The organism is Roseateles sp. GW821-FHT09H10 (assembly GCF_059415865.1).
The window spans coordinates 548,588-573,882 of record NZ_JBWKOB010000003.1 but is presented as its reverse complement, the minus strand read 5'-3'; the positions used below and the strand labels follow the sequence as shown (position 1 = coordinate 573,882).

The 25,295-nt window shown below is 67.4% G+C and carries 31 protein-coding genes; 10 read left to right on the top strand and 21 right to left on the bottom strand.

The features are described 5' to 3' along the window. Nucleotides 1-62: 62 nt before the first annotated feature. Genes AC07OY_RS18215 through AC07OY_RS18205 form a run of 3 tightly spaced genes read left to right on the top strand, consistent with a single transcriptional unit; the run spans nucleotide 63 to nucleotide 1,616 of the window. Complete coding sequence (locus AC07OY_RS18215) at nucleotides 63-818, top strand: TerC family protein (protein WP_495044018.1); 756 nt, start codon at nucleotides 63-65, stop codon at nucleotides 816-818. Nucleotides 819-849: 31 nt separating this feature from the next. Next, the gene (locus AC07OY_RS18210; RefSeq protein WP_495044017.1) at nucleotides 850-1,227 is read left to right on the top strand and encodes a DUF1801 domain-containing protein; all 378 of its coding nucleotides are present in this window, start codon (nucleotides 850-852) and stop codon (nucleotides 1,225-1,227) included. Next, nucleotides 1,227-1,616: a hypothetical protein gene (locus AC07OY_RS18205; protein WP_495044016.1), complete on the top strand. Its 390-nt coding sequence runs from the start codon at nucleotides 1,227-1,229 to the stop codon at nucleotides 1,614-1,616. The genes AC07OY_RS18210 and AC07OY_RS18205 overlap by 1 nt, the downstream gene beginning before the upstream one ends. Before the next feature lie 16 nt (nucleotides 1,617-1,632). On the opposite strand, the gene AC07OY_RS18200 is transcribed toward AC07OY_RS18205, so the two are convergent. The 5 genes from AC07OY_RS18200 to ureE all read right to left on the bottom strand — a co-directional run bounded on the left by AC07OY_RS18200 (nucleotide 1,633) and on the right by ureE (nucleotide 5,213). Continuing rightward, nucleotides 1,633-2,475 (bottom strand): urease accessory protein UreD, encoded by an 843-nt coding sequence (locus tag AC07OY_RS18200; protein WP_495044015.1) that lies wholly within the window; start codon nucleotides 2,473-2,475, stop codon nucleotides 1,633-1,635. Then, complete coding sequence (gene ureG, locus AC07OY_RS18195) at nucleotides 2,465-3,112, bottom strand: urease accessory protein UreG (RefSeq protein ID WP_495044014.1); 648 nt, start codon at nucleotides 3,110-3,112, stop codon at nucleotides 2,465-2,467. Before ureG ends, AC07OY_RS18200 begins: the two co-directional genes overlap by 11 nt. Beyond that, nucleotides 3,109-3,795: an urease accessory protein UreF gene (locus tag AC07OY_RS18190; RefSeq protein ID WP_495044013.1), complete on the bottom strand. Its 687-nt coding sequence runs from the start codon at nucleotides 3,793-3,795 to the stop codon at nucleotides 3,109-3,111. Before AC07OY_RS18190 ends, ureG begins: the two co-directional genes overlap by 4 nt. Nucleotides 3,796-3,837: 42 nt before the next feature. Beyond that, nucleotides 3,838-4,437, bottom strand: a complete 600-nt coding sequence (locus tag AC07OY_RS18185; RefSeq protein WP_495044012.1) for an outer membrane beta-barrel protein — start codon at nucleotides 4,435-4,437, stop codon at nucleotides 3,838-3,840. A gap of 161 nt (nucleotides 4,438-4,598) precedes the next feature. Further along, on the bottom strand, nucleotides 4,599-5,213 hold the full coding sequence (gene ureE, locus AC07OY_RS18180; RefSeq protein WP_495044011.1) for an urease accessory protein UreE: 615 nt from the start codon (nucleotides 5,211-5,213) through the stop codon (nucleotides 4,599-4,601). Between the two features lie 91 nt (nucleotides 5,214-5,304). On the opposite strand from ureE, the gene AC07OY_RS18175 reads away from it, so the two are divergent. The 3 genes from AC07OY_RS18175 (at nucleotide 5,305) to AC07OY_RS18165 (ending at nucleotide 8,707) form a co-directional block, all read left to right on the top strand. Beyond that, nucleotides 5,305-6,114, top strand: a complete 810-nt coding sequence (locus AC07OY_RS18175) for a crotonase/enoyl-CoA hydratase family protein (protein WP_495044010.1) — start codon at nucleotides 5,305-5,307, stop codon at nucleotides 6,112-6,114. Nucleotides 6,115-6,263: 149 nt separating this feature from the next. Beyond that, complete coding sequence (locus tag AC07OY_RS18170; protein WP_495044009.1) at nucleotides 6,264-8,039, top strand: metallophosphoesterase family protein; 1,776 nt, start codon at nucleotides 6,264-6,266, stop codon at nucleotides 8,037-8,039. 41 nt (nucleotides 8,040-8,080) lie between these two features. Beyond that, nucleotides 8,081-8,707, top strand: coding sequence for a LysE family translocator (locus AC07OY_RS18165; protein WP_495044008.1), 627 nt, complete (start codon nucleotides 8,081-8,083; stop codon nucleotides 8,705-8,707). A gap of 69 nt (nucleotides 8,708-8,776) precedes the next feature. On the opposite strand, the gene AC07OY_RS18160 is transcribed toward AC07OY_RS18165, so the two are convergent. Beyond that, nucleotides 8,777-9,337, bottom strand: a complete 561-nt coding sequence (locus AC07OY_RS18160) for a PEP-CTERM sorting domain-containing protein (protein ID WP_495044007.1) — start codon at nucleotides 9,335-9,337, stop codon at nucleotides 8,777-8,779. 178 nt (nucleotides 9,338-9,515) lie between these two features. After that, a complete protein-coding gene (locus tag AC07OY_RS18155) occupies nucleotides 9,516-10,094 on the bottom strand; it encodes an alpha/beta fold hydrolase (RefSeq protein ID WP_495044006.1) in 579 nt (192 codons plus the stop codon). Nucleotides 10,095-10,518: 424 nt separating this feature from the next. On the opposite strand from AC07OY_RS18155, the gene AC07OY_RS18150 reads away from it, so the two are divergent. Further along, nucleotides 10,519-11,076 carry a TetR/AcrR family transcriptional regulator gene (locus tag AC07OY_RS18150; protein ID WP_495044005.1) on the top strand — a complete coding sequence of 186 codons (558 nt, stop codon included), beginning with the start codon at nucleotides 10,519-10,521 and terminating at the stop codon, nucleotides 11,074-11,076. On the opposite strand, the gene AC07OY_RS18145 is transcribed toward AC07OY_RS18150, so the two are convergent. After that, nucleotides 11,073-11,972, bottom strand: a complete 900-nt coding sequence (locus AC07OY_RS18145; protein ID WP_495044004.1) for a PEP-CTERM sorting domain-containing protein — start codon at nucleotides 11,970-11,972, stop codon at nucleotides 11,073-11,075. The two genes, AC07OY_RS18150 and AC07OY_RS18145, sit on opposite strands and share 4 nt — an antisense overlap. Before the next feature lie 205 nt (nucleotides 11,973-12,177). Here AC07OY_RS18145 and AC07OY_RS18140 point away from each other — a divergent pair, with 205 nt between their 5' ends. After that, nucleotides 12,178-12,717 carry a histidine phosphatase family protein gene (locus AC07OY_RS18140; RefSeq protein WP_495044003.1) on the top strand — a complete coding sequence of 180 codons (540 nt, stop codon included), beginning with the start codon at nucleotides 12,178-12,180 and terminating at the stop codon, nucleotides 12,715-12,717. Nucleotides 12,718-12,992: 275 nt separating this feature from the next. Here the strand turns inward: AC07OY_RS18140 and AC07OY_RS18135 are convergent, their stop codons facing one another. Beyond that, nucleotides 12,993-14,513 carry an outer membrane protein assembly factor BamB family protein gene (locus tag AC07OY_RS18135; RefSeq protein ID WP_495044002.1) on the bottom strand — a complete coding sequence of 507 codons (1,521 nt, stop codon included), beginning with the start codon at nucleotides 14,511-14,513 and terminating at the stop codon, nucleotides 12,993-12,995. Nucleotides 14,514-14,618: 105 nt separating this feature from the next. Between AC07OY_RS18135 and AC07OY_RS18130 the strand changes: the two genes are divergently transcribed. After that, nucleotides 14,619-14,918 (top strand): hypothetical protein, encoded by a 300-nt coding sequence (locus AC07OY_RS18130; RefSeq protein WP_495044001.1) that lies wholly within the window; start codon nucleotides 14,619-14,621, stop codon nucleotides 14,916-14,918. 12 nt (nucleotides 14,919-14,930) lie between these two features. Here AC07OY_RS18130 and AC07OY_RS18125 read toward each other — a convergent pair whose 3' ends face one another. Beyond that, nucleotides 14,931-16,160, bottom strand: coding sequence for a CaiB/BaiF CoA transferase family protein (locus tag AC07OY_RS18125; protein WP_495044000.1), 1,230 nt, complete (start codon nucleotides 16,158-16,160; stop codon nucleotides 14,931-14,933). Nucleotides 16,161-16,431: 271 nt separating this feature from the next. Between AC07OY_RS18125 and AC07OY_RS18120 the strand changes: the two genes are divergently transcribed. After that, nucleotides 16,432-17,721, top strand: a complete 1,290-nt coding sequence (locus AC07OY_RS18120) for a hypothetical protein (protein ID WP_495043999.1) — start codon at nucleotides 16,432-16,434, stop codon at nucleotides 17,719-17,721. A 435-nt stretch (nucleotides 17,722-18,156) separates the two neighbouring features. Here the strand turns inward: AC07OY_RS18120 and ureC are convergent, their stop codons facing one another. Genes ureC through AC07OY_RS18065 form a run of 11 tightly spaced genes read right to left on the bottom strand, consistent with a single transcriptional unit; the run spans nucleotide 18,157 to nucleotide 25,295 of the window. Beyond that, nucleotides 18,157-19,875, bottom strand: coding sequence for an urease subunit alpha (gene ureC, locus AC07OY_RS18115; protein ID WP_495043998.1), 1,719 nt, complete (start codon nucleotides 19,873-19,875; stop codon nucleotides 18,157-18,159). Then, nucleotides 19,872-20,177: an urease subunit beta gene (locus AC07OY_RS18110; protein WP_310325508.1), complete on the bottom strand. Its 306-nt coding sequence runs from the start codon at nucleotides 20,175-20,177 to the stop codon at nucleotides 19,872-19,874. The genes ureC and AC07OY_RS18110 overlap by 4 nt, the downstream gene beginning before the upstream one ends. Beyond that, entirely contained in the window at nucleotides 20,177-20,338 is a 162-nt protein-coding gene (locus AC07OY_RS18105; protein ID WP_495043997.1) for a hypothetical protein, read from the bottom strand. The genes AC07OY_RS18110 and AC07OY_RS18105 overlap by 1 nt, the downstream gene beginning before the upstream one ends. 4 nt (nucleotides 20,339-20,342) lie before the next feature. Next, complete coding sequence (gene ureA / locus AC07OY_RS18100; protein WP_495043996.1) at nucleotides 20,343-20,645, bottom strand: urease subunit gamma; 303 nt, start codon at nucleotides 20,643-20,645, stop codon at nucleotides 20,343-20,345. A gap of 10 nt (nucleotides 20,646-20,655) precedes the next feature. After that, nucleotides 20,656-21,237 (bottom strand): nitroreductase family protein, encoded by a 582-nt coding sequence (locus tag AC07OY_RS18095; RefSeq protein WP_495043995.1) that lies wholly within the window; start codon nucleotides 21,235-21,237, stop codon nucleotides 20,656-20,658. Beyond that, nucleotides 21,234-21,989, bottom strand: a complete 756-nt coding sequence (gene phnE, locus AC07OY_RS18090; protein WP_495043994.1) for a phosphonate ABC transporter, permease protein PhnE — start codon at nucleotides 21,987-21,989, stop codon at nucleotides 21,234-21,236. Before phnE (AC07OY_RS18090) ends, AC07OY_RS18095 begins: the two co-directional genes overlap by 4 nt. After that, entirely contained in the window at nucleotides 21,986-22,795 is an 810-nt protein-coding gene (gene phnE, locus AC07OY_RS18085; RefSeq protein ID WP_495043993.1) for a phosphonate ABC transporter, permease protein PhnE, read from the bottom strand. Before phnE (AC07OY_RS18085) ends, phnE (AC07OY_RS18090) begins: the two co-directional genes overlap by 4 nt. Next, nucleotides 22,792-23,598, bottom strand: coding sequence for a phosphonate ABC transporter ATP-binding protein (locus AC07OY_RS18080; protein WP_495043992.1), 807 nt, complete (start codon nucleotides 23,596-23,598; stop codon nucleotides 22,792-22,794). The genes phnE (AC07OY_RS18085) and AC07OY_RS18080 overlap by 4 nt, the downstream gene beginning before the upstream one ends. Next, nucleotides 23,595-24,464: a putative selenate ABC transporter substrate-binding protein gene (locus AC07OY_RS18075; protein ID WP_495043991.1), complete on the bottom strand. Its 870-nt coding sequence runs from the start codon at nucleotides 24,462-24,464 to the stop codon at nucleotides 23,595-23,597. The genes AC07OY_RS18080 and AC07OY_RS18075 overlap by 4 nt, the downstream gene beginning before the upstream one ends. A gap of 25 nt (nucleotides 24,465-24,489) precedes the next feature. Further along, nucleotides 24,490-24,870: a DsrE family protein gene (locus AC07OY_RS18070; RefSeq protein ID WP_119042498.1), complete on the bottom strand. Its 381-nt coding sequence runs from the start codon at nucleotides 24,868-24,870 to the stop codon at nucleotides 24,490-24,492. Continuing rightward, entirely contained in the window at nucleotides 24,867-25,295 is a 429-nt protein-coding gene (locus AC07OY_RS18065; RefSeq protein WP_495043990.1) for a glycine cleavage system protein H, read from the bottom strand. The genes AC07OY_RS18070 and AC07OY_RS18065 overlap by 4 nt, the downstream gene beginning before the upstream one ends.

Below are 25,295 nucleotides of genomic sequence, written 5' to 3'. Positions count from 1 at the left end.
GCTTTGGCCGCCGGGCTGAACTGGCGACAATGCCGGGTTTTCAGAACAAAGCGCCGCCCGCCATGATCGAACTGCTCTCCAACCCGCAGACCTGGATCGCTCTCGCCACGCTGACCGCGCTGGAGCTGGTGCTGGGCATCGACAACATCATCTTCATCAGCATCCTGGTGGACAAGCTGCCCAAGGCGCAGCAGGAGAAGGCGCGTCGCCTGGGCCTCTTCATGGCCATGTTCATGCGCATCGGCCTGTTGATGACGCTGGCCTGGATCGTCGGCATGACGGAGCCGCTGTTCCACATCTTCAGCATGGGCTTCTCGGGCCGGGACATCATCCTCATCGGCGGCGGCCTCTTCCTGATCTGGAAGAGCACCGTCGAGATCCACGGCTCGCTGGAAGGCGAGGACGAGGCAGCCCCGAGCACCGGCAAGGCGGCCTCCGCTGCCTTCAGCGCGGCCATCATTCAGATCATGATCATCGACCTGGTGTTCTCGCTGGACTCCATCATCACCGCCGTCGGCATGGTGGATGACGTGCGCATCATGATCGCCGCCGTCATTGCCTCGGTCGGTCTGATGATGCTGTTCGCCGGCCCCATCGGCCGCTTCGTGTCCAACCACCCGACCATCAAGATGCTGGCCCTGAGCTTCCTCGTCGTCGTCGGCGTGGTGCTCGTCGCGGAAGGCTTCGGCCACCATGTGCCCAAGGGCTATATCTACTTCGCGATGGCCTTCTCGCTGGGCGTCGAGATGATCAACATCAAGATGCGCAAGAACTCCGACACCAAGGTCAAGCTGCGCCAGCAGATCCCCGGCGACTGAGCGCCGACAATCCGCGGTCATGGAAAAGCTGATGCGTTTCCCGACCGCGGTGCCGCATGAGCCAGGCATCGAAGCTTGGCTGGCGGCCCGACCGGCCGAGCTGGGCGACATCGCCCGGCACTGGTTTGACGCCATGCGCCGCTGCGGCGCCGATGTGCGCGAGCTTCTGCACGACGGCCACCCGACCGCCTGCATCGCCGACAAGGCCTTCGGCTACGTCAACGCCTTCACGGCCCACGTCAACGTGGGCTTTTTCAAGGGTGCGGACCTGGCCGACCCCGCCGGCCTGTTGCAGGGCACCGGCAAGTCCATGCGCCACGTCAAGCTCAGGCCCGGCGAGCCCGTCGACGAGGCCGCGCTGCGGGCCCTGATCGAGGCGGCCAGCATCGACATGCGCGGGCGGCTTTGATGGCGCTGCGCCTGCAGCCCTTCACCGCCTTTGGCGACATGGATTTCGGCCTGACGGCCGAGGACCTGGTGGCCCGTCTGGGCCCGCCCAACCGCTGTTCGCGCAACAACGTGGCCCTGAACGCCTACGACTACGGCCACAGCGTGCTGCGCTTCCAGGACAACGGCCGCCTGGAAGAGATCACGAGGCGTGCACCGGTGCTGCAGCTGGACACGGTGGCCATTCCCTTCGCCGCGCTGGCCGGCTTTGTGCTCGCCCAGGATGCCGAGGCCTTTGAACGCGCGGGCTTTCTCGTCAGCCCGGCCTTCGGCATCGCCTTCGTGCCGGGCGAGCCTGACTGGGTCACCGCCCTGGCTCGCCATAGCATTCCGACATGGCGGGCGCTGTGATCCGCTGAGCGCGGATTCAGGTCGCCCAGATCCTGGGATCACTCGCCCCCAGGCCCCATAGCTGCTGGCGCCACAGCGCCCTCACCCGCCGCAGCGCCAGCGTCACGGTCTCGACCTCGTCGCCGATGACGCGGGCCAGCAGCACGCTGCCGCGCGGACCGGCCAGGTGGGTGATGCCGCTGCGCGGCTCGCCTTCCAGCAAGGCGCGGCTGTGGGTCAGCAGCGCCTCCACGTCGGGCAGCGCACTGCCCTGCGCATAGACCAGCGTGCCCAGCACGCGATGGCCTGCCAGGCCGCAGGGGCCGTCGAGCAGGGCCTTGTCGCCGGCGTCCAGCCAGCCGCGGTCCAGCCAGCGGCCGCCGATCTCCAGGTGCTGCAGCAGCCGGCCGCTGTCGAAAGCCTGGCCGGCGGCGGGCAGGCCCAGGCCCAGCACCTCGCTGGCGAACAGGCTGGCCCCCGGCGCCAGCTCCAGCCTGACCTCGTTGCGGGCGATGCAGCCGGGGTAGGCCAGCGTTTCTTGCGGCAGCCACTCCAGGCGCGCGCCCTCGCCCACCGTGGCCTGCACCACCTGCGCCGCCTCTCCCGCATTGGAGCGATAGAAGCGCGTCGCCGCCGGCGTCGTCACCAGCAGATGGCCGCCGGCCTGCACGTCGATATGGATGTCCAGGCGGTCGCCACCGACCAGACCACCGGGTGGGTGCACGAGCACCGCGTGCGCGACGCCGGGCCCCTCGGGGTAGAGGGTCTTCAGCAGGCGCAGCGGGCCGTCGTGGCGGGCGTGGACGCGGGTGGCGTTGGCGCCGTCGCGCGCAGCGCTCAACGTCAGCCGCGCCGGCCAGCGGATGGGGTCAGCCGACAAGCAGGCCCTTCTTCTCGATGAAGGCGACGACCTCGGCCAGGCCATCGCGGGTCTTGAGATTGGTCATGACCCAGGGCTTGACCGGCCGCATGCGCGCCGTGTCGCTGCGCATGATGTCCAGGTCGGCGCCCACATGCGGCGCCAGGTCGGTCTTGTTGATGACGAAGAGGTCGCTCTTGGTGATGCCGGGGCCGCCCTTGCGCGGGATCTTCTCGCCGGCGGCCACGTCGATGACGTAGATGGTCAGGTCGGACAGCTCGGGGCTGAAGGTGGCCGCGAGGTTGTCGCCACCGCTTTCGACGAAGACGATATCGGCATCGGGGAACTTCTCCAGCATGCGGTCCACGGCCTCGAGGTTGATGGAGCAGTCCTCGCGGATGGCGGTGTGCGGGCAGCCGCCGGTCTCCACGCCCATGATGCGCTCGGGCGCCAGCGCGCCGGCCACGGTCAGCAGGCGCTGGTCTTCCTTGGTGTAGATGTCGTTGGTGACGACGACCAGGTCCCAGCGCTCGCGCATGGTCTTGCACAGCATCTCGACGAGGGTGGTCTTGCCGGAGCCGACCGGGCCACCGACGCCGACGCGCAGCGGCGGGAGCTTCTTGGTGCGGTTGGGAATGGCGTGCAGCGGTGCAGTCATGATCTGAACAGGCGTGAGTACTGGGTTTCGTGGCGGGCGCCGAAGACGCCGAGCAGAGGCGCGAAGGCCAGGGGCTCGGGCGCGGCCCGGGCGGTCGCAACAGCTTCAGGAATGGCTCGCACGAGGCGTGCCAGCAGGCGTTGGCCCGAGCTCTGGCCCAGGGGCACGCAGCGCACGGCCGCCTGCACCAGGTTCTCGGCCCAGCCGAAGGCGATGGCCTGCAGGGCCGGCTCCAGCTCCGCCCCGCGCGAGGCGGCGGCAGCGCCCATGACAACGGGCCAGGTCGGTGCGGGCTTCAAGGCCTTCAGCAGCGGCAGCACCGGCGCCTCGGGCATCAGCCCCTGCATCCAGGCCAGCAGGCTGCGCCCCATCTGGCTGGCCTGCTGCAGGCTCTCGCTGGTCTCGCGGGTCTGCAGCACCCAGACATTGAGTTCCGTCAGCCGGGCAGCGTCCAGGGCCAGTGTGGCGGCATGCGCGGCGGCGGCCACCGGCAGCTCGGCCCGCGCCTGCACGAGTTCGAGCTGGTTCAGCAGCCAGTCGCCGGCGCTGGCCTCGTCATGCACGAGGCCGGCATCGACGGCCGCCTCCAGGCCCTCGGAATAGCTGAAGCCACCCACCGGCAGGGCCGGCGAGGCCAGCCAGAGCAGATGCAGCAGCGAGGCGGGAGCGACAGGCGTGGACATGGGGCGATTCTGGCCCCGCCGGCCCGCGCCCCGCCTTCGTCGTCAGAAGTGGAAGGCGACGCCGGCGCCGTAGAAGCGCACCGAGACCGTCTGGTCGGGGTTGTTGCTGCCCCCGACGCGCAGGTCAGCCCGGCTCCAGTCGGCGTCGACATGCGCGCTCCAGCGACGCGCGAACTGCCACGATGCCGCCACCCCCACATAGGGCTTCAGCGAGCTCTTGGACACCGAGGACGGCGTGACATCACCCGGGGAGTGCGGCGGCTGGAACCTCAGCCGGTGCGAGGCCGCACCCGCGCGCAGCTGCGCGCTGACCGTGTCCGACAGGGGCAGGCTGAAGGCCGCGCCCAGGCTGGTGCTCTTGACCGCGGCCGAGTAGCGCTGCACAAAGCCGAAGTCGGCCGAGATGTCGGTATAGCCCAGCTCCACGGCCCAGGCCGAATCGAAACGGTGGCCCAGCCGCACGGACAGCGCCGTCTCCACGGGGCTGCAGCTGGTGTTGGGCGGGCAATGCAGGCCCACCTTGCCAGCGCCCAGGGTCGGGCTGATGTAGTTGGCCAAGGCCGCATCGGAGGCGGCTTGGGCCCAGGCGGCCATCGGCAGGCTGATGGCCAGGCCGGCGAGAACAGGACGAAGGTACTTCAAAGCCACTCCCTAGCTCGTTTGGATGTCGAAACGCCGCGCGGCGCCGCTCATGGCGGCTTCGCGGCGGGCGGCATGCTAACTGCGAGACACGTCGCATCCGCACCGATGACGACACCTAGGATGCGAGGGGAAAAGTGCCGGCGACATGCCGGCTTCGCGCTTCAGTGGTCGTGGCCGCAACCGGGCCCGTGCACATGGCCGTCGTCATGCGCCTTGACGGGAATCGCCAGCGGCTTGCGGGCCGGCGCGGGCGCTGCCGCGTGGTCGTGCGCATGGCCGTGGTCGTGGTGCTCATGCCCATGGTGGTGGCCGTGCCCGGCGCCCTCGCCATAGGCCCCGCCCTCAGGCTCGAAGGCGGCCTGGGTCTCGGTCACGATCAAGTGCTGGCGGCGCAGCATGTCAGCCAGCACGGCATCGGGTTCGAACTGCAGCAGGTCCGCCTGCAGTTCCAGCGGCACATGGCGGTTGCCCAGGTGGTAGGCGGCGCGCAGGAGGTCAAAAGGCGAGCCGTGTTCGGCGCAGTGGCGCACCTGCAGCACGGGCTGGGCGGCCGCGATGACGCGCAGCAGCGAACCGTCCTCGGCCACCAGCACGTCGCCGCCACGCAGCGAGGTGCCGCGCGGCAGCACGACGCCGATCTCGCGGCCGCTGGAGTCGGTGGCCGAGAAGCGGCTCTTGCTGCGGGCGTCCCAATCGAGTTCGAGCGTGGGGGCGCGCTTGACGAGCACGGCGGCGAGGCCGGCGCCGCCGGCAATGCGTTTGGTGGCGTGGATCATGGGCTCAAGTATCGGTGCTGGCCCGGTGGCGACAGGTCCGCAGGGGTTTGGCGGGCATGATGGGGGTTTCGCCCGCGCACCCCAGCCGACCATGCAACTCGAAACCCTCACCGTCACCATCCAGGACCACATCGCCACCGCCCGCCTGAACCGGCCCGACAAGGCCAATGCGATGAACGCCGCGATGTGGCAGGACATCCGCCGCGCCTTCGACTGGATCGACGACCAGGCCGAGGCCCGCGTGGCCGTGCTGGAGGGCGAAGGCAAGCATTTCACCGCTGGTATCGACCTGCAGATGATGATGGGCATCGCGCCGCAGATCCAGGACCCCTGCGACGGCCGCACCCGCGAGAGCCTGCGCCGCGTCATCCTGGACATGCAGGACACCCTGACCAGCCTGGAGCGCTGCCGCAAGCCCGTGCTCGCGGCCATCCACGGCGCCTGCGTGGGCGGCGGCATCGACCTGATCTGCTGCGCCGACATGCGCTATTGCAGCGCCGACGCCTATTTCTCCATCAAGGAGATCGACATCGGCATGGTGGCCGACGTGGGCACGCTGCAGCGCCTGCCCAAGATCGTCGGCTCCCAGGGCCTGGTGCGCGAACTGGCCTTCACGGGCCGGCGCGTGGAGGCCGCCGAGGCGCGCGAGATCGGCCTGGTCAACCGCGTGTTCGACAGCCGCGAGGCCCTGCAGGCCGGTGTGCGCGAGATCGCCGCCGCCATCGCCTCCAAGTCGCCGCTGTCCGTCCGCGGCACCAAGGAGATGCTGAACTACGCCCGCGACCATTCCGTCGCCGACGGCCTGAACTACATCGCCACCTGGAACGCGGCCATGCTGATGAGCGAGGACCTCACCCAGGCCATGATGGCGGGCAAGGGCACGCCGACGTTCCGGGATTGAGGCCGGGGGCGGCCTCACGCGGGCGGCCGATGTGCCGTTCCCGCAACGCGATGGGCCCCGCCGTTCAACAGCAGTGATGAATTCGCGGCCCCGGTCCGTCTGGCCCTCGGCGCCGGCTTCTAGAGTGGGCGCCACAAGGGAGGACATCGATGAAATGCATCTGGCTGCCGGTGCTGGGGATCTTGCTCGCGGGCTGCGCCAGCACGGTGAAGGATCCCGTCAGCGACAAAAAGCTGGACTCCTGGGACTCGACCGCCGCCAGGCCCATCACCCGGAAGATCGGCCTGATCTCGGACACCCAGTTCCATGAAAGCCGCGGCTATCCCAGCCCCGTGCTGCAAGGCAGCGGCGACGAGTTCACCGAGGTGACCATCCGCAGCGCCCAGCAGGTCATCGGCGCCGACGATGTGCTGCAGCGGGCCATTGCCATCGCCCATTCAAAAGAAGGGCAGCTCTCGCTGCTGCTGCATGCCGGCGACGCCCTCGACCTTTCCTGCAGCACCGAATGGCAGCGATTCGCGCGCGTCATGAGTCGCATGGGTGCGCCGGGCCCGACGACCTGGGTCTACACGCCGGGCAACCATGACGGCTACCTCGCCGGCAATCTCTACCCACCCGAGTACGGTCGTGTGGTCACCGATGAAGACTGGGTCAAGCTCTGCAATGCGGGGATGAGAACGCCGGCGCTGCACACGCCCTTCCGCAAGAACGATGTCATCGAGGCCTATCTCCGGCTGTTGGGTCCAGGCGTCGATGCCGGCCAGGGGGTGCAATGCAAGGCGGACGGCATGCATTGCTGGGTGGCCCGGATTTCCCGCGATGAACCCTGGGAATCCTTCATCGTCCAGCTGGTCCGGCTACCCGCCGCCGACCAGGCCGGCACGGCCATTTATGCCTTGCTGCTGGACTCGTCCAACTACAGGGACCTGCTGGACAACGGTCGCATCTCGACCGCCGGCGTCTCCGGCGGCTTGCTGAAGGAACAGCTCACGGCCGCCCGTTCGCTCACGGGCCGGCTGGGCGTGAATGACAGGTATTTCTTCGTCACCCACTACCCGATCGAAAGCTGGCACCTGAGTTTGCGGCAGGAGATCGCCTGGCAGAAGCTGGTGAACGACCGGCGCTCCCTGAACTTCCTCATCACGTCGCACACCCACGACGGCGAGTTCGCCCATCACGGCGAGAGGTACAAGGGGATGGTGGAGTTGAATACCGGCAGCCTGGCCGATCCGCCCGTCTATTTGCGGACCCTGCAGTTCGAACAGGCAGCCAATGGCGACATCGGCTTCAGGTCGACCGCCGTCCCTCTCGAGCCCACGCCCTACGACTGCAAGGTCCATGTGCCCGAGCAGGTCCCGGGGCCGCTGGACTACAGCGTGGACAGCCAGAGGACGGAACTCTCCAGCCTGGCCAACTGGACCTGGCCGGAGCGGTTCTGGCGCCGGCTGCGCAGCGCCGCCAAAGGGGTTCAGGAGAAGGACGAAGAGAAGCACGAGGAGCTGCGGTCCCAGCTGTTGATGCATGCCGACATCGTGAGCCGGACCTTCCCTGCGGCCGTGGCGCTGTCCTATCAATGGCCGGTCGCCAAGGACAGCGAACAGCTGGCGGAGCCGGAACGCCTGACCGGTCCTGACGAGATCTCCAAGAGACTCCGCCACCTCGCACGGTGCCGGGAGAAGGAAGACCGGGCGTGCTCGATCCCGAGGAAGGAGAACCTCCTCCTTGAACTGGAGAGGGCGTACCGGGAAACGGAAATGATCCCTGAGAAGGGCAGAGAGATCGCCCACCAGATGCGGCTGTGCATGGCCCTGGCGGCGGCCAAGGAGTCGCCGTCCAGGAAACGTGGCAAGGAGATCGACGAGATGTGGCTGCGGATCGAGAAGCCCTGGTCCATGCGGCTGAGCCCGCGTGCCGCCCTCCCCTAGCGCCGAGGGCGGGTCGCCACGGCCGCCCTTAGCATGCCGCCATGCTGACCCTCGCCCAAACCCTCGCCTTCCTTGCCACCGCCCTGGTGCTGACCGCCACGCCCGGTCCCGACAACCTGATGGTGCTGAGCATGGGCATGTCGCGCGGGCGGCGGGCAGGCATCGCCTTCGGCCTGGGCTGCGCGCTGGGCTGCCTGAGCCACACCCTGCTGGCCGTCATCGGCGTCAGCGCCCTGGTGGCGGCGTCGCCGCTGGCCTTCACGCTCTTGAAGGTGGCGGGCGGCGTCTATCTGGTGTGGATGGGCGTTCAGGCCTGGCGGCATGCCGGCAAGGTGCAGCTGAGCAGCGACACGGGTGACGGCGCATCCCTGCAGCGCGTGTTCGTGAAGGGGCTGATCGCCAATGCCATCAACCCCAAGGTCGTGCTGTTCTTCCTGTCCTTCCTGCCGCAGTTCGTCGTCGCGTCCCAGGGGCAGGTGGAGTGGCAGCTGGGGCTGCTCGGGCTGCTGTTCACGGCCCAGGCCGTCGTGCTGTTCGGCCTGCTGGGCTATTTCTCGGGCAGCGTTGGCGCCTGGCTGAACCGCCGGCCCAGCGTGGGTCCCTGGCTCGATCGGCTGGCGGGAACGATCTTCGTCGGCCTGGGGCTGCGGATGATCGTGTCGCGCTGAGGCGGCCCGCACTGCCGCCATGAAAAACGCCCCGCAGTGCGGGGCGTTCTCGGCGAGCGCGGGAAGCGCTCAGCGCGTCTTGCGGGCGACGGCGCCAGCCACGAGGCCAATGCCGACCAGGGCCAGCGTGAAAGGCTCGGGAACGTGGTTAGTGTTGCCGCTGGAGAAGACCGACTCGTGGCCGCGGCCGCTGTTGACGTACTGGCGATTGCCATTGACGTTGACGGCAAAGACCGACTCGCTGGCGTAGCCGGCGCAGCCGTTGTTCACGCCTTCCAGGCACCAGAAGCCGACCAGATTGTTTTCGTAGACCAGGAAGTAGTTGCCGAAGGAGTGGTCGAAGGTCAGGTCGCTGGCCGTCGCGGAGAAGCGGAAGTTGCTCGAGTAGAGGGTCGCGTTGCCGCTGTTCAGGGTGGACGAACCGTTGGCGTTGCTGAGCGTGAGGTTCCAGTCGAGGATCTGGGCCTTGTTGCTGATGAAGCCCAGGCTGCCATCGGTGGTCAGGGTGCCGGTGATGGTGCCGCCGCCAAAGGACTCGCTGACGTTGTAGACGATGTCGGCGTTGGCCTGCTGGGCCATCGAGAGTGCCAGGGCCAGGCCCAGGGAGGCGATCTTGAAGTTCTTGTTCATCGTGATTCTCGGTTGGCAGCGCTGGAAATCAGGCCTTGCAACAACAAAGCAATTGACGGGCCAACTCAGAAATCAAGAAGAAGATCAATAACTTACACCTATTACGCCGTTCGGTAAGCAGGGGATTGTCAAGAAGCCCGACAGGGTGTTGCACCCTCAAACGAGGTGTGCAGCAGCCTCAGCCCAGAGCGGCCCGCTGCTGGCTCGCATGTGCTGCGCGAAGGTCCGCGGCGATGGCCTGCAGTTCGTTGCCGAACTGATGGCCGCCGCGCGCGAACGCGACGGCGACCGCCTGCGGCAGCTTGGCCGCGTGGCGGGCCAGGTGGGCGAAGGGCACCACCTCGTCATCGCGGCAGTGGTAGAGGATCACCCGCGGGATGAAGGCGAGCCTGTCGGCCAGGTCGTCCGGCAGCACGAGTTCGTCGAAGGCCCAGGCTTCGCCATCCCAGGCCGGCGCGGCCAGCAGCACCAGCGCGTCGATGGCGAGCGGTGGCGTCCGCTCCGCCAGATAGTCCAGCAGCATGGCCCCGCCCAGGGAATGCCCCACCAGCGTCACCGCATCGCGCAGGCGCGCCAGCTCGGCGCCGATCTGCTGCTTCCAGGGCTCCAGGCTGGGATCGTCCTCGCCGCGCATGCGCGGGAAGTGCAGGTCGTAGCCGGCGCCGAGGGCCTGCTGCAGCGAAGCGGCCAGCGGCGCATCGGAGGCGTGGGCGCCCTCACCGCCTCCCTGGATGAAGAGAACTTGCTTGCGAGTCATGGCACTGGCCTGGGCTGGGTGAAGCCCCGACCGGCAAGGGCCATGCCCGTGCGTGGTCCACGGCGCCCAGCACGGCCACCGCCACCAGCAGCGCCTTGACGACCATGCTGGCGGCCATCGCCCGGCGCGCCCATTTGTTGCGCAGCAACTGCTTCAGGCGCGCACCGTTCATGCGGCACCTCGGCCGAAGTTGTCGTTCATTCGCCCGAGGGCGTCGGTGATCCGGCTGGGGCCGGTGGGCTGGCTGAGGTTCATGGGGGATGCATTCGCGTTGCGGCGGGTCGATGCGGGAAATAATATGAGCACAGCTCATGTTTAGCGACTCGCGTTCGCGCCCCCGGCCATGCAGAGAAAAGACGCTCCAGATCAAGCACTTAGGCGCCGCTCACCGCGCCAGGAGCGCTCCCAGCAAAAGGTCGAACTCATGTTCGAAGCCGCCACCCGGCTGCTCGAACAGCAGGAACCCGCGCAGCTCAGCACCAACGCCATCGCCAGGCTGGCCGGCGTCAGCATCGGCACCCTCTACCAGTACTTCCCGGACAAGGACGCGCTGTTCCAGGCCCTGCTGACGCGCGAGCTCAGCGGCCTGTCGGAACGCGTGCTGGAGGTGATGCAGACGCCGCCAACCCGGCTTGGCGGACGCATCGGCGCCATGCTGGGCGCGGTGCTGGATGCCTACGGCGGCAGGAAGCTGGCGCACCAGCGCCTGATGCGCTATTCACTGGAGCGCGGCGGCGCGGGCCTGCTGCAGCCCTTGCTCGAGCGGCTGATGACGTCCTTCTCCACGGACGGCGTGACCGGCGCCGGCGTGGTCATGCCGCCGCTGTCACGCAGCGACGCCTTCGTGCTCACGCATGCAGTGGCGGGTGTGATGCGCGCCGCCATCACGGCCCATGCGGCCGGTGGGCTGGACCGCGAAGCGCTGGAGCAGTCGCTGATGCGGCTGGTGCTGGGCTTTGCGATGCCGGTGGAGCAGGCTTAGCGGCGCCGACGCAGCGCCAGCGCGAGCAGGCCACCGGCCAGCAGCAGCGCCACGGAAGGCTCGGGCACCGGCGCATAGGGCACGGTCCAGTCCACACCGCTCTCGCTGCTGAGCGTGTAGCCGATGGCGTTGCCGGCCACGCTGACGCCACTGATGCCTTGCCAGGTCAGCGTGCTGGCGAAGTCGCTCGTGGCCTCGCTGAACCAGTTCGGCCCGGCGCCCGCCGTGCCCGCGGAAGCGCGCGAGAAGACGCCCAGTTCGAAAGGCGTGCCGAGCTTAACCGTGACGCTGAAGCTGACGTCCTGGTCGATCACCAGGTGGAAGGGAAAGCCGCCCTGGCCCTGGCCCTGGCGGCGGAAGCTCTGCCCGGCCACCGCCGCGTTGTTGAGCCAGACCTGGCTGCCGATGCGCGTGTAGCTGTTGCCGATGGGCAGCCCGTCGAGGACGCCATCGAGATGGATGCTGAAGCTCAGCACGGCGTTCTGGCCGATCAGGGCCGGGTTGGCCGGCGTCAGCGTCCAGGTGTCGGTCCACCCGGCCGTGCTCTCGGCCGCCGCGAAGCCGGCGCTGGCATTGGCACGGAAATGGGCATGCATGCCGACCGAGCCGTAGGTGGCGTTGCCTTGTGCGTCCGTCTGGACGGAGGGCGACGCCTGGTTGTAGGCGCCGCTGGTCGCCAACTGCTGCCCCACCGTGGTGGTTGAAGCGGCATTGCAGTTGGACTTGCCCGCCTGCCAGTCGAACAGGTTGCCTTCGGTCGGGAAGGCGCCGGTGGCCATGCCGCCACAGCTCGACACGAGAACGCCCGTGGAGCCGAGGTTCTGTTGGCTCAGCTCGGCAGCGAAGGCGGGCAGGCAGGCCAGGACGAGAGGCAGCAGGGCGAGGCTATGGCGCATGACGGGCTCCTTGTCGGTGGCCCGACGCTACGCGCCGGCCCGGCGCTCGTCAGTCCCTAATGGCCATTGATCCTTGGCAGGCTGGAAATACGTCTGTACGACGAAGGCGTCGTTCCCGGGGCTCCGGCCAATCTCGCCGCTTGCCTCGCGGGGTTTGCAGCTCACCCTCCGGGTCCGGTGATGCGGGTCAAGCAGAATCCGCCGCATGAGAACTGCCGTCGTTGCGCTGCTGCTCCTTGCATGGGTGCCGGCCTGGTCGCTGGACCTGCGCGATGGCGATGTGGTGCTCTACCGGCACGCGCTCGCGCCCGGCGGCGGCGACCCGCCGGGCATGACGCCGGGCGACTGCAGCACCCAGCGCAACCTCAGCGACGCAGGCCGCGCACAGGCCCGCCGCATGGGCGAGGCGCTGCGCCAGCGCCTCGGCGCCCTGCCCGTCGCGGCCGTCTGGGCTTCGCCCTGGTGCCGCACGCTGGAGACGGCGCGGCTGGCCTTCGACGGCGTGCCGGTGCAGGCGCAGCCGGCCTTCGCTTCCTTCTTCGGCGAGCCCGGCCGCGAAGCCGAACTGCTCCGGCAGGCCCGCACGCTGCTCGCGGGCTGGCGCGGACCGGGTGTGCTGGTGGTCGTCACCCACCAGGTGACGGTGACGGGGCTGAGCGGCGTCTACCCGGCCTCGGGCGAAGGCGTGGCGATGCGGTGGAGCGCGGCCGACCCGCAGATGCTGGGCCGGCTGCCCGCACCGTGAGGCCCGCGGATACGGCGGGCTGGGGCTTTCGCGGGGCCCGAGCTTCTGCGCTTCCACGAGGCAGGCGACTTCCCGCTGGCAGGGCGCCGGGGCGCCGCTGGCCAGGGGGTCGAGCGGGGCCTGAGCGGCTGCCCGCAGATTGCCCGCCTGGCGCGATCCGTTCGCGGGGTTGTGACGTTGGGGGCTGCAGCTTGGGATGAACGCAGCACCCAGCGGATTCAGCCGGCCGAGCCGTGGGGTCCGCCGGCTCACCTCCACCCGCTGGTCGTTCCGCGCTAGCGCATCGAGATGGCGGTCACTTTGCCGTTGGCGCCGGTGACCACGAGGAGCCCGCTATTGGCCAGCGCGAGCTGGCCCGTGGCCGCATAGGTCCAAGACACCTTGCGATCGCTCAACTGGATCGCATACACCTTGGCTTCTGTCGCGACCAACAAGTGACTCCGAGTGACGATGATGTCGCTGACGATACGCTCCGGGCTCACCCATAGCCAACGCGCTGTGCCCGTTGCTGGGTCGAGTGCACTGATCTGGGTGGAATTGTTGGCCTTCAGGTAGAGCTCCCCTGCCGCGTAGGAAGGTTGGCCCTGATAGCCGCCCGTCTTCTCCCAACTCACCGCGCGCCCGGTCAGGTCAAACGCCAAGGCCCTGCCAGCCTGCGTCACGAACACGCGGGTGGCGTCTTCGTTCAGGACAGGCGAGGCGTCCATGGTCCAGCCCATCCAGTTGAAGTTGCGATCGGCAATCTCGAACACAACGGCACCGGTCATCCGGTCGAGAACGCTCAACTTGGGCTGGTACTCGCCCGTGTACGCATACGCGTACTTGGCATCCACCGCAGGCGTCCAGCCGTCGTACTGGTTCAATGAAGTGAACCACAGGGACTCTGCCCCTGCACGCTGATAGGCCGCAACCCCACCGTAGTAGCCCGCCTGAGCGTAGACCTGCTGATCGAAGACCACGGGTGCCAGATAGTCGGACCATTGGTTGCCAAACGCCGTGCGGGCCTGCAGCGCGCCGGTGCGGGCGTGCACCTTCCAAAGGTAGGTGTTCGAGTGCCCGCTGGAAGCGAGGTAGACCTCATCGCCGTCAATGGCCGGGGCGTAAACACCATCCAGCGCTCCCATGTCATAGATCCATTGAGTCGCACCGTCCTTGGTCGCCAGCGCCGTGACGAACGACTTTCCGTCCATGCGCCGACCAGCGACATAAACACGGTCGGCATCTCCGGCACTTGCTGTCACCCGTGCCGCAGACGGATCGGCAAACCGTTCCCAAGCCAGCTTGAAGCGATCCGGCACCAGCGTGATCGGCACATAGCCGGTATGCGAAGCATTGCCCTGATAGGTTGCCCATGGCTTCACCGAAGTCCAGGTGGATTCGGTCAGCACAAATGGCAGGCTCAACTGCTGTTGAAGCGCCTTGCCGTCCTGCGCGAACAGGATGTCGAACTTCTGCGTTCCTTGAACGGCCGACTTCGCTGACAAGGCGTAGGTCAACTCGCAGTCCTTGCCAACCGCCAAGACGATGGCCTGGCATGCATTTGTCTTCAGTTGGAGGGAGGCAGCCTCGCTCGACGGATTGATGGTGATGTTCGTGACCGCCACTTCACCGGTGTTGCTGATCTTGACGGTGAACGACTGCGGAACGTCGTAGTCCCCACGAACTTCCGCAACGCTGGCACTCGCAGACAGCTGCACCTTCGGGGCCGGCGCGACTGGCGCACTCGCGCCACCACCACCACCACCACCACACGCCGCCAACATCACGCAAGCACCCATGCTTGCCCATACGCTCACACGCATTGTTCTTCCCTCCCCATAGTCTTGTCAGATTCCTGCTGCGCAGGCGGGCGACACTCTATCCGCCTCAGCAACGCGGCCACCCCTCAAATCGGGTGAATATTGGGAAAGGCCATCGCCTCATCGTCAGCCCGCAGATACCGCTTCGGGCGTCAGGCAGAAGCGCTTCATTCCAAGGGTCACCTGCGCCGCGTGCCGCTGGACGACAGCCGCCGGCTGTTGCGCAAGCACTTCCTGCTCCTAGGAGCATGGGCGTACATCACCCGCGCCGAGGCGATCTGCGACCTCCTGGCCGAACTCTCGGGCGGCCAGCCGAGCTGGCGGGTGCTGTACGACGCGCCGGGGCTCGACCGCCGGGATGGGGAGCATGCGGTGTTGGGGGATCTGTTGCAGCACGGTTGAGGGCACCGCGGCTTACTGAACGATGCCCTGCGCCCGCAACTGCCCGATCTGCTTGTCGCTCAGCCCCAGCTCTCTCAGCACCGCGTCCGAGTCCTGGCCCAGGGCCGGCGCATTGCGGCGCTGACCGCCCGGCGTGGCCGACAGCTTGGGGCAGATGCCGGGCACGTCGAGGGCCCGGCCCTCAGGCAGTCCGGGCAGCTGCACCTGCTGCAGCATGCCGCGCGCGTGGTAGTGCGGATCTGCGGCGATGTCGGCCACCGTGTAGATGCGCCCGGCCGGCACGTCGGCGCCTTCGAGCGCCTGCAGCACCTCGTCCACGGTCCGCCGCGCGGCCCAGACGCCTAATGCCGCGTCGATCTCTGACACGCGGGCCACACGGCCGGCGTTGTCAGCCAGCGCGGGGTCCTGCCCCAGGTCGTCGCGTTGGATCAGGGTCATCAGCCGGCAGAAGATGCTGTCGCCATTGCCGGCGATCAGCACATAGCCGCCGTCGGCGCAGCGATAGGCATTGCTGGGTGCGATGCCCGGCATGGCGCTGCCGGCCGGTTCGCGCACCACGCCGAAGGCGCTGTATTCGGGCAGCAGGCTTTCCATGCAGTTGAAGACGGCCTCGTACAGCGCCACGTCGATGACCTGGCCCTGGCCGGTGGCATGGCGGTGCTGCAGCGCCAGCAGGATGCCGATGACGCCGTGCAGCGCGGCCAGCGTGTCGCCGATGCTGACGCCCGTACGCACCGGCACGCGACCCGGCTCGGCGGTCAGGTGGCGCAGCCCGGCCATCGCCTCGGCCACGGCGGCAAAGCCTGGCCGGTCGCGGTAGGGGCCGGTCTGCCCATAGCCGCTGACGCGCAGCACGATCAGCCGCGGGTTGGCGGCCAGCAGGTCTTCAGGCGCCAGGCCCCAGCCCTCCATCGCACCCGGGCGGAAGTTCTCGATCAGCACATCGGCCTCGGCCGCCAGCCGACGCACGATGTCCTGGCCCTCGGGCGTGCGCAGGTCCAGCGCCAGCGAGCGCTTGTTGCGGGACTGCACCTGCCACCACACCGAGGTGCCATCCAGCAGCAGCAGCCATTTGCGCAGCGGGTCGCCGGCGCCGGGTTGCTCGATCTTGATGACTTCGGCGCCGAAGTCAGCCAGGGTCTTGGCGGCGAAGGGGCCGGCGATCAGCTGGCCGAGTTCGATGACTTTGAGGCCGGATAGGGCGGAGGGGGTGGTCGGGAAAGGGAAGGCGGCGGCAGGCATGCCAGCAGTTTCCGACTGCTAGCCAATGGGAGCGTCTGGATATGACGCGCGGAGCCTTAGCTGTGGGCGAAGACCAAATCGGTCAAGCTGGGTGAGCAGTGAGTCCAACCTAGAAGCCAGCTCATGTCAGAACCGCCATTTGCGACTCAATCTCCTAGCACAAGTGGCTAACCCTCGAAGGCCAGCGTGCGCGCTAGTCGGCCAATGCGGGTTTACTCTGGGCTTCAACGCAAGCGTTCGAAGAGCAAGAATTCCCCACAAAACTAGGGGGATGCATATGTCTGATGGTGGTCTTGTCGTAGCGCTACAAGCGCTTCAAGCAGCGTTACGAGCACAAGGATTTGCGGCCGTACCTACCGCGAACTGGGGTTGGCAAGCGCCAGCAGTCGATAGAGAGGATCTGATAGAGCTCGCTGAAAACGTAATAGAAACGATTGAGTTGATTGATTGGAGCAATGCCTCGCCTGCTGTACAGGCTAAATTTTCAAATTTCGCGAGCAAGGTAAATCTAGCAACCACCCACAATGCCCCAAATTTAGCAGGCGGCAAAGATGCCACAGAAGCTATTGCAACTTTGCTGACAACCTTGATGCAGAGGGTACCAGCACTTGCAACTCTTAATCAATTTCGAGCTGCGTCTGGCATACCGCTTGCAACGCGCCGCACCCTAAATGCAACCATGGCGCGGTTAGAAAATGCCACCAACCGAATAACCGAGGTTGAAGAAAAGGCGTCAAAAATCGAACGCGCGTATGACGCCGCCGAGTCTCTCGACCTCACAATGCAAGAAATGGACAAAGGGCAGAAATTTGTCCAGAACTTTTCCGAAAGCATTGAAAGCGAGCGTGAGAGAGCTGATGCAGCAGTGGCTGAAATATATAAATTGCAGCAACATCTGCAAGCACAAGGCGACAAAGCAGACGAGGCGATGAAGCGCATTGACGCAGCATTTCGGAGCTCAACCTCCTACAGTTTAGCCAAATCATTCAAAGAACGAGCTACGGCACTCGAAAATTCTGTGGGCGTTTGGCTGCTTGCTCTCTTAGCAAGCTTGTTTGTCGCAGGATTAATCGGCCACGACCGATTCATGGCTATTCACAGTGCTATTGGAAAAAATCCCGATTGGGGCGTTGTTGTGATTAATGCCTTGCTAGCTGCACTTGCGATCACACCGGCGGTTTGGATGGGCTGGGTGGCGACCAAGCAGATAGGTCAAAGATTTCGCCTGTCGGAGGACTACGCATACAAAGCATCTCTTTCAGCAGCCTACGAAGGATATAGAAATGAAGCCGTCCAACTGGACAAACGTTTTCAGGCACAGCTGTTTGGCACAGCCCTAAGCCGACTTGACGAGCTGCCTATTCGGCTAGTCAACGGAGAGGTTCACGGTAGCCCATTCCAGGAAATGATTGAGCGCGCGGGCGTCAAGATGCCTCAAATAGACAATGCACCAGGTTTGCTAGATCGAATACTGGCAATGATTGGTCTTCAACGAAAGAGACCCGCAACAGTGTCAGCTGATACCAAGGTGGAAACAGAGCCTGCATCTGATAGCGCCTAGACCTCTCGTGCAACGCCTCGGTGAACTGGGCCCCACAGGAAAGCTCCGCAGTTTCCTCCTCTAGATGACCTCGAGCAAAATGTACTGACGGCGCACGATGCGCCATTGAATACCGCCAGGGAGAAGTCAATGAAAGTAGAGTTCCCAGCAGCGACATAACTGAGGAGCATCGCCAAAGAATCCTCAGAAGGCTTGAGCGCTTGAAGCCGAGATACATAAGAAGATCTCAGATTTGGAACGACTCTGGGAACTTATTGGCGACGCTGGCGTGGCGCTTGGAAAATTCGGGAAGGAAGCAAAACCCTTCGTAGATCCCATTCGGGAACTGACCCAAATAGCTTGGCGTAGCCAAAGTCGCGCGGAAGAACTTCCTTCAAGCACCGAGCCACCTCAGATCGGTTGGGATTAGCGCGCTGAGAGCTAGGGCGGCCCTATTTAGAACAAGAAATACCTCTGCGCCATCGGCAACTCCTTCGCCGGCTCGCAGGTCAGCAGCACGCCGTCCGCCCTCACCTCGTAGGTCTGCGCGTCGATCTCCATCGTCGGCAGGTAGTTGTTGAGCAGCATGTCGGCCTTCTTGACCGAGCGGCAGCCCTTCACCGGCACCAGGGTCTTGGCCAGTCCCAGCTTCTCGACAGCGCCCTGCCCTGCCTGGCTCACGAAGGTCAATGAGCCCTGCTGAAGCGCCGCACCGAACGAGCCGAACATCGGCCGGTAGTGCACCGGCTGCGGCGTCGGGATGGAGGCGTTGGCGTCGCCCATCGCGGCGGCGGCGATGAAGCCGCCCTTCAGGATCAGCGACGGCTTGACGCCAAAGAAGGCGGGCTTCCACAAGACCAGGTCGGCCCACTTGCCCACCTCGATGGAACCGACCTCGTGGCTGATGCCATGCGCCAGCGCCGGGTTGATGGCGAGCTTGGCGAGGTAGCGCTTGACGCGGGCGTTGTCGTTGCCGGCGCCGTCCCCCGGCAGGGCGCCGCGCTGCACCTTCATCTTGTGTGCGGTCTGCCAGCAGCGCAGGCTCACCTCGCCGACGCGGCCCATGGCCTGGGAGTCGGACGAGAACATGCTGATGGCGCCGAGGTCGTGCAGGATGTCCTCGGCGGCGATGGTCTCGCGGCGGATGCGGCTCTCGGCAAAGGCGAGGTCTTCGGCGATGCCCGCGTCCAGGTGATGGCAGACCATCAGCATGTCGAGGTGCTCGTCCAGCGTGTTGACGGTGAACGGCCGCGTCGGGTTGGTGGAGCTGGGCAGCACGTTGGCCTCGCCCACCACCTTCATGATGTCCGGCGCGTGGCCGCCGCCAGCGCCTTCGGTGTGGAAGCTGTGGATGGTGCGGCCCTTGAAGGCGGCGATGGTGTCCTCGACAAAGCCGCTTTCGTTCAGCGTGTCGGTATGGATGGCGACCTGTGTGTCGGTCAGCTCGGCCACGTTCAGGCAGTTGTCGATGGCGGCGGGCGTCGTGCCCCAGTCCTCGTGCAGCTTCAGGCCGATGGCCCCGGCCTCGATCTGCTGCATCAGGCCTTCGGGGCGCGAGGCATTGCCCTTGCCCAGGAAGCCCAGGTTCATCGGGAAGGCCTCGGCGGCCTTCAGCATGGTGGCGATGTGGTGGGGGCCGGGCGTGCAGGTGGTGGCCAGCGTGCCGGTGGCGGGGCCGGTGCCGCCACCGATCATGGTGGTGACGCCGCTCATCAGCGCCTCTTCGATCTGCTGCGGGCAGATGAAGTGGATGTGGGTGTCGATGGCGCCGGGCGTCACGATGAAGCCCTCGCCCGCGATGATCTCGGTGCCGGGGCCGATGACGATGTCCACGCCGGGCTGCACGTCGGGGTTGCCGGCCTTGCCGATGGCGGCGATGCGGCAGCCGCGCAGGCCGATGTCGGCCTTGACGATGCCCCAGTGGTCGACGATGACGACATTGGTGATGACGGTGTCCACGGCATCGCCCGGGCCTGGCCCGTTGGGCCGCTGGGACTGGCCCATGCCGTCGCGCACGGTCTTGCCGCCACCGAACTTGACCTCCTCGCCATAGCCGCCCGAGCGCAGCGTCAGGTCTTGCTCGATCTCGATGATGAGGGTGGTGTCGGCCAGGCGCAGCCTGTCGCCAACGGTGGGGCCGAGCATCTCGGCATAGGCACGGCGGGAAATCTTCATAGCTTGCCCTGCACCAGGCCGCGGAAGCCCCAGACGGCGCGGTCGCCGCCGAGGTCGACGAGCTCCACGGTGCGCGTTTGCCCCGGCTCGAAGCGCACGGCCGTGCCGCTGCAGATGTTGAGGCGCATGCCGCGTGCGGCTTCGCGGTCGAAGCCGAGGGCCGCGTTGGTCTCGGCGAAGTGGTAGTGCGAGCCGACCTGGATGGGGCGGGTGCCGGTGTTGGCGACCTTCAGCGTCAGCGTGCGGCGGCCCGGGTTGAGTTCATGCTCGCCCTCGGCGGTGATCAGCTCGCCGGGGATCATCACTTGCGGCCCTTGGTGAACCACCAGATCGCGACACCGGCAGCCGCGACCAGGGCCAGCGTGCCCAGGCCGTCCCAGCCGTGCATGTGCGGGCCGGAGGGACCGTGGCCCTCGTGGGCGAAGGCCGGAGCGGCGATCAGGAGCAAGGTCAGTGCGCGCATGGGTTCAGACAATGGGTTGATGGACCGTGACGAGCTTGGTGCCGTCCGGGAAGGTCGCTTCGACCTGGATCTCGGGAATCATCTCGGCGATGCCGTCCATGACGTCGTCGCGGGTCAGCACGGTGCGGCCTTCGCTCATCAGCTCGGCCACGGTCTTGCCGTCGCGGGCGCCTTCGAGGATGGCGGCACTGATCAGCGCGACGGCTTCGGGGTAGTTGAGCTTCAGGCCACGGGCCTTGCGGCGCTCGGCCAGCAGGGCGGCGGTGAACAGAAGGAGCTTGTCCTTCTCTCTGGGAGTAAGTTCCATAGTCGGACTGTCACTTGCAAGCCGGGTGCCAGTCGATCAGCACCTGCCCGGGGTCGGGCTTGCGCGAAGGGCCGGCCGGCTTGCGAGCCGGCGTGCCCAGCGCTATCCAACCCAGCAGCGTCTCGCCAGGCTCGCAGAAGGCGGCTGCAATGGCCGGGTTGCGCACCTTGGCGCCGCTGAGCATCTTGCCGCCAAAGCCCAGCGCATGGGCCGCCGTCAGGAAGCTGGCGATGGCGCCGCCCACGGCAGCCCACTGCTCATGGGCCGGCACCAGCGGGTGGCCGAGGTCGATGCGGGCGACGACGGCGACCGTCATCGGCGGCTTCAGCGCGCGCTCGGCATCCAGGGCGGCGCCCTCCTCGCCCTTGCCGGCCGCACGCGCCGCGTCGGCGAACAGGGCGGCCATGCCCTGTTTTGACTCGCCGCGCACCAGCTTGAATCGATAAGGCACCAACTCGGCGTGGTCGGGTGCACGCAGTGCGGCTTCCACCATCTGCGCCAGCTGCTCGTCGCTGGGCCCGGGCTCAACCAGATGCTTGGGGCCGACCGAATAGCGGGTCAGCAGCGCTTGCAGGGCAGTGTCGGCGGTCATCGCGTCAGCATTCTGCGCGCCCCCCAGGACAGCGCATCCACCAGGCCGACGAGGGCGATCATCGCGATCAGCACCGTGCAGGTCTCGTGCATCTGGAACAGGCCCAGGTGATAGCTCAGCATCTGCCCCAGGCCGCCGGCGCCGACGACGCCCAGCACGCTGGCCGCACGGATGTTGTTCTCCCAGCGGTAGAGGGTGTAGCTGACGAGCTGGGGCAGGGTCTGGGGCAGCGTGGCGAACAGCCACACGCGCCCGGCGCCGACGCCGCGCTGGCGCAGCGCCAGGGCGGCCTCGGGCGGCGCGTTCTCGAAGCTCTCGGCAAACAGCCGGCCCAGCACGCCGCTGGTATGCAGGGCCAGCGCGAGCGTGCCCGGCAGCGGTCCCAGGCCGGCGAGGATGAGCAGCAGCGCGGCCCAGACCAGCTCGGGCACGCTGCGCAGCGCGTTCAGCACCAGCCGCGCCGCCGCGCGCGACGCACCCGAGCCGGCCGCGGGCAGGGCCAGCAGCAGGCCGCCGATGACGGCCAGGGCCGTGCCGAGGGCCGACATGGCCAGTGTCTCCAGCAAGGCCCAGCCGGTCTTGGCGAGGAAGGCCGGTGCCGTCTCGGGCGGGAAAAAGCTCAGGCCGAAGCGGCCCATGCTGGCCAGGGCCTCGGGACCGAGGAAGGCCGCCCATTGCAGGTCCAGCGACCAGAAGCTGGCGAAGACGAGTGCCAGCAGGCCGGCCAGCACGGCGGCGGTGGACAGCCTCATGCCAGCCTCCCGCGCAGCCAGCGGCTGAAGGCATCGCTGGCCATGACCAGCGCAATGAAGACCACCAGGATGGCACTGACCTCGTTGCCGGCAAACATCTTGGAGGCGTTGTCCAGCTGCTGGCCCAGGCCGCCCGCGCCGACAAAGCCGAGCACGACGGAGGAGCGCACCGCGCATTCCCAGCGATAGACGGTGTAGCTCAGCAGTTCGGGAAGGCAGCTCGGCAGCGCGCCAAACAGCAGGGCCTGCAGACGACCGCTGCCCGAACGCAGCAGGGCCTGGGTGGGCGCGGCATCGGCGCTCTCCAGGATTTCCGCATAGACCTTGCCCAGCATGCCGCCATAGGCAATCGCGATGGCCAGCACGCCCGCCGTCGGCCCCAGGCCGACGACACGCACAAAGACCAGGGCCCAGACGAGCTCGGGAATGGAGCGCAGCAGCACCAGCAGGGCCCGCACCGCGCGGCGCAGCCAACGCGCCGGGCCGGGTAGCCCTTCCAGGGTGCTGGCCGACAGCCGCGATGTCGACACCAGGGCCAGGGGCACGGCCAGCAGCAGCGCCAGGCTCATGCCCGCAGTCGCGATGGCCACCGTGCGCCAGGTGTCACGGGCCAGCAGGGCCAGGAACTCGCCGTCAGCCCGCGGCGTGATGAACTGGGCCAGGAAACGGCCCGTCGCGCGCAGGCTGCGCTCATCGAACAGGGCCCAGGGCTTGAACTCGGCCAGCACCAGCAGCGGCCAGGCCAGCACCAGGGCGATCAGCAGCGTGGCCCAGCGCTGGCCGACAGCGGGATCTCGCAGCGTCATCGGCACATGGCCTGGGGCAAGGGGATGGGTTGCGGCAGCGGCGCGATCTCGGGCGGTGCCTCGTTCTGGCTGCGGTAGAGCTCGTCCAGCAGTTCCTCGTCGAGGCCACCCGGCGCGCCGTCGTACACGACCCGGCCGGCGCGCAGCGCCACGACGCGCGGGAAGTGCTTCAGCGCCAGATCGACCTGATGCAGGCTGCAGACCAGGGCCGCACCGCGCTCGCCGGCGTTGCGGCGCAGCGCGGCCAGGGCCAGTTCGGCGCGGGTCGGGTCCAGCGCGGCGAGGGGCTCGTCGGCCAGCCACAGGCGGGCGTCGGACACCAGCAGCCGCGCCAGGCCGACGCGCTGGCGCTCGCCGCCCGAGAGCCTGTCCACGCGCAGCCAGAGCTTGTCGGCCAGCTCCAGCTGGGCCAGTGCGGCCTGGGCCAGCGGCGCGTCCGGCGGGCTCCACAGCATGCGCAGGCTGCGCGCCAGCGACATGCGCGGCAGGCGCGCGGCCAGCACGGCCACGGCCACGCGTTGGCGCGGCGGCAGCGGCGGCTGCTGGGGGGCCAGCGCGATGTCCGCGCGCAGGCGCTGGCGTTCGCGGCGGCTCAGCGCCCAAGGGTCGGTCGCATCCAGCGTGAAGCGCCCGTTCAGCGGGCATTGCATCAGCGCCAGCAGATTGAGCAGCGTTGTCTTGCCCGCGCCCGAGGCGCCGATGACGGCGATCTGCTCGCCTGCCGCCAGCGCCAGGCTGACGCCGCGCAGCACTGGGGCGACGCCACCGAGTGCAGCGGCGTCGATGCCGCTGAGTGCGATCACTTCAGCAGACCTGCGTTTTCAGCGGCGGCCTTGATGCCGGTGTAGTTCTCGGGCTTGGTGGCGACGAACTTCGTCGCGCGCTGCAGGCCCAGGATCTCCTTGCCCTGCGGCGTGTTCGGGTCCAGGGCCAGGAAGGCGGCCTTGATCTTGTCCTGCAGGGCTTGGGGCATGTCCGCATGCACCGACCAGTTGTAGTCGTAGTACGGCGGCGTCGTGTAGAAGACCTTGACCGCAGCCGGGTCCACCTTCTTCTCGGTGACGAACTTCTCCCAGACCGAGATGTTCAGCGCGCCGGCGTCGACCTTGCCGCTGGCCACCGCCGCGATGGTCGCATCGTGCGCGCCGCTGAAGGCCACGCGCTTGAGGTCCACGTCCGGGTTGATCTTGGCGGCCAGCAGATAGCTGCGCGGCATCAGGTGGCCGGAGGTGCTGCTCTGCGAGCCGAAGCTCAGCGTCTTGCCCTTGAGGTCTTCCAGCCTGGCGATGCCGCTGGCCTTGTCGGTGATGAAGACCGAGCGGAACTTCTCATCCTCCTCGCGCTGCACCAGCGGCACGATCTTGCCGCCCGAGCGCACGTTGGCCTGCACGAAGGTGAAGCCGCCGAACCAGGCCAGGTCGATCTTCTTGTTGACGACGGTCTCGACGGCCGCGGCGTAGTCGGTCACCGGCGTCCACTCGACCTTCATGCCGAGCTTGCTCTCCAGGTACTGGCCCAGCGGCGCGAACTTGCGCGCCAGCTCGGTGGGCGACTCGTCGGGGATGGCGGTCACGCGCAGCACCTGCTGGGCCTGGGCCGCCCCGCCGGCCAGGGCCAGCGACAACACCACACCGCGCGCCAGACTGGCGACGACACGAGAGAGGACCATGAGATTTCTCCTGAAGGTTGAGAGGTCAGAACACGAGGGTGGCCCACGCCGAGTGGGCGGCGCGGGAGGCGTATTGGACAGCACCGCCGTGGCGCCGTGCGGCAGGGATCAGGTCTTCATGCGTCAGGCCCTGGGCGGCCAGCGCATCCGAGCAGGCGAAGAAGCGCGCGCCATGCTCCAGCGCGTCCTGCATCCAGTCGGCAATGGTCTTGTCGAAACGCTCAGACGCACGCAGCTGCCCGGCCACGCCCGGCTTGAGCAGCAGCACCGAACGGGCGGTGAAATAGACCTCCACCTGCATCTCCAGCGCCGCCGCCGCCGCGGCCTGGGCGAAGGGCGTGGCCAGGCGCACCGGGTCGTCGGGGTCCGTGGCCCACAGCAGGATGGCGAGGCCGGCGCGCTTCATGAAGCCTCGTCCAGCTTGTTGAGCCAGGCCCAGCGGGCCATGGCCTCGCGGATGGCAACCTCGCCGGTGGCGAGCCGGGCCTTTTCGGCCTCCAGCTGCGAAGGTGCCAGCTCGGCCAGCCAGCCCGCCTCGTAAGGCGACAAATGGACCAGCTCGGGTCGGGCGTCCAACGCCTCGTTGACCCGTGTGACGACGCCCGACAGCGGCGACTTCACCGACACGACGGACTTGGCCAGCTCGACGACGCCGATGGAGCGGCCCTGCTCCACCGCGCTGCCGACGGCCTTGGGGCGGCACATATAGATCTCGCCCGAGGCCTTCAGCCCCAGGGCCGTGATGCCGATGCGCACCTGCCCGCCGGCCAGCGGCTGGGCCCAGGTCTGGTCGTCGGGCCAGAGCCAGAAGCCGGCGGGCAGCTCAGCCAT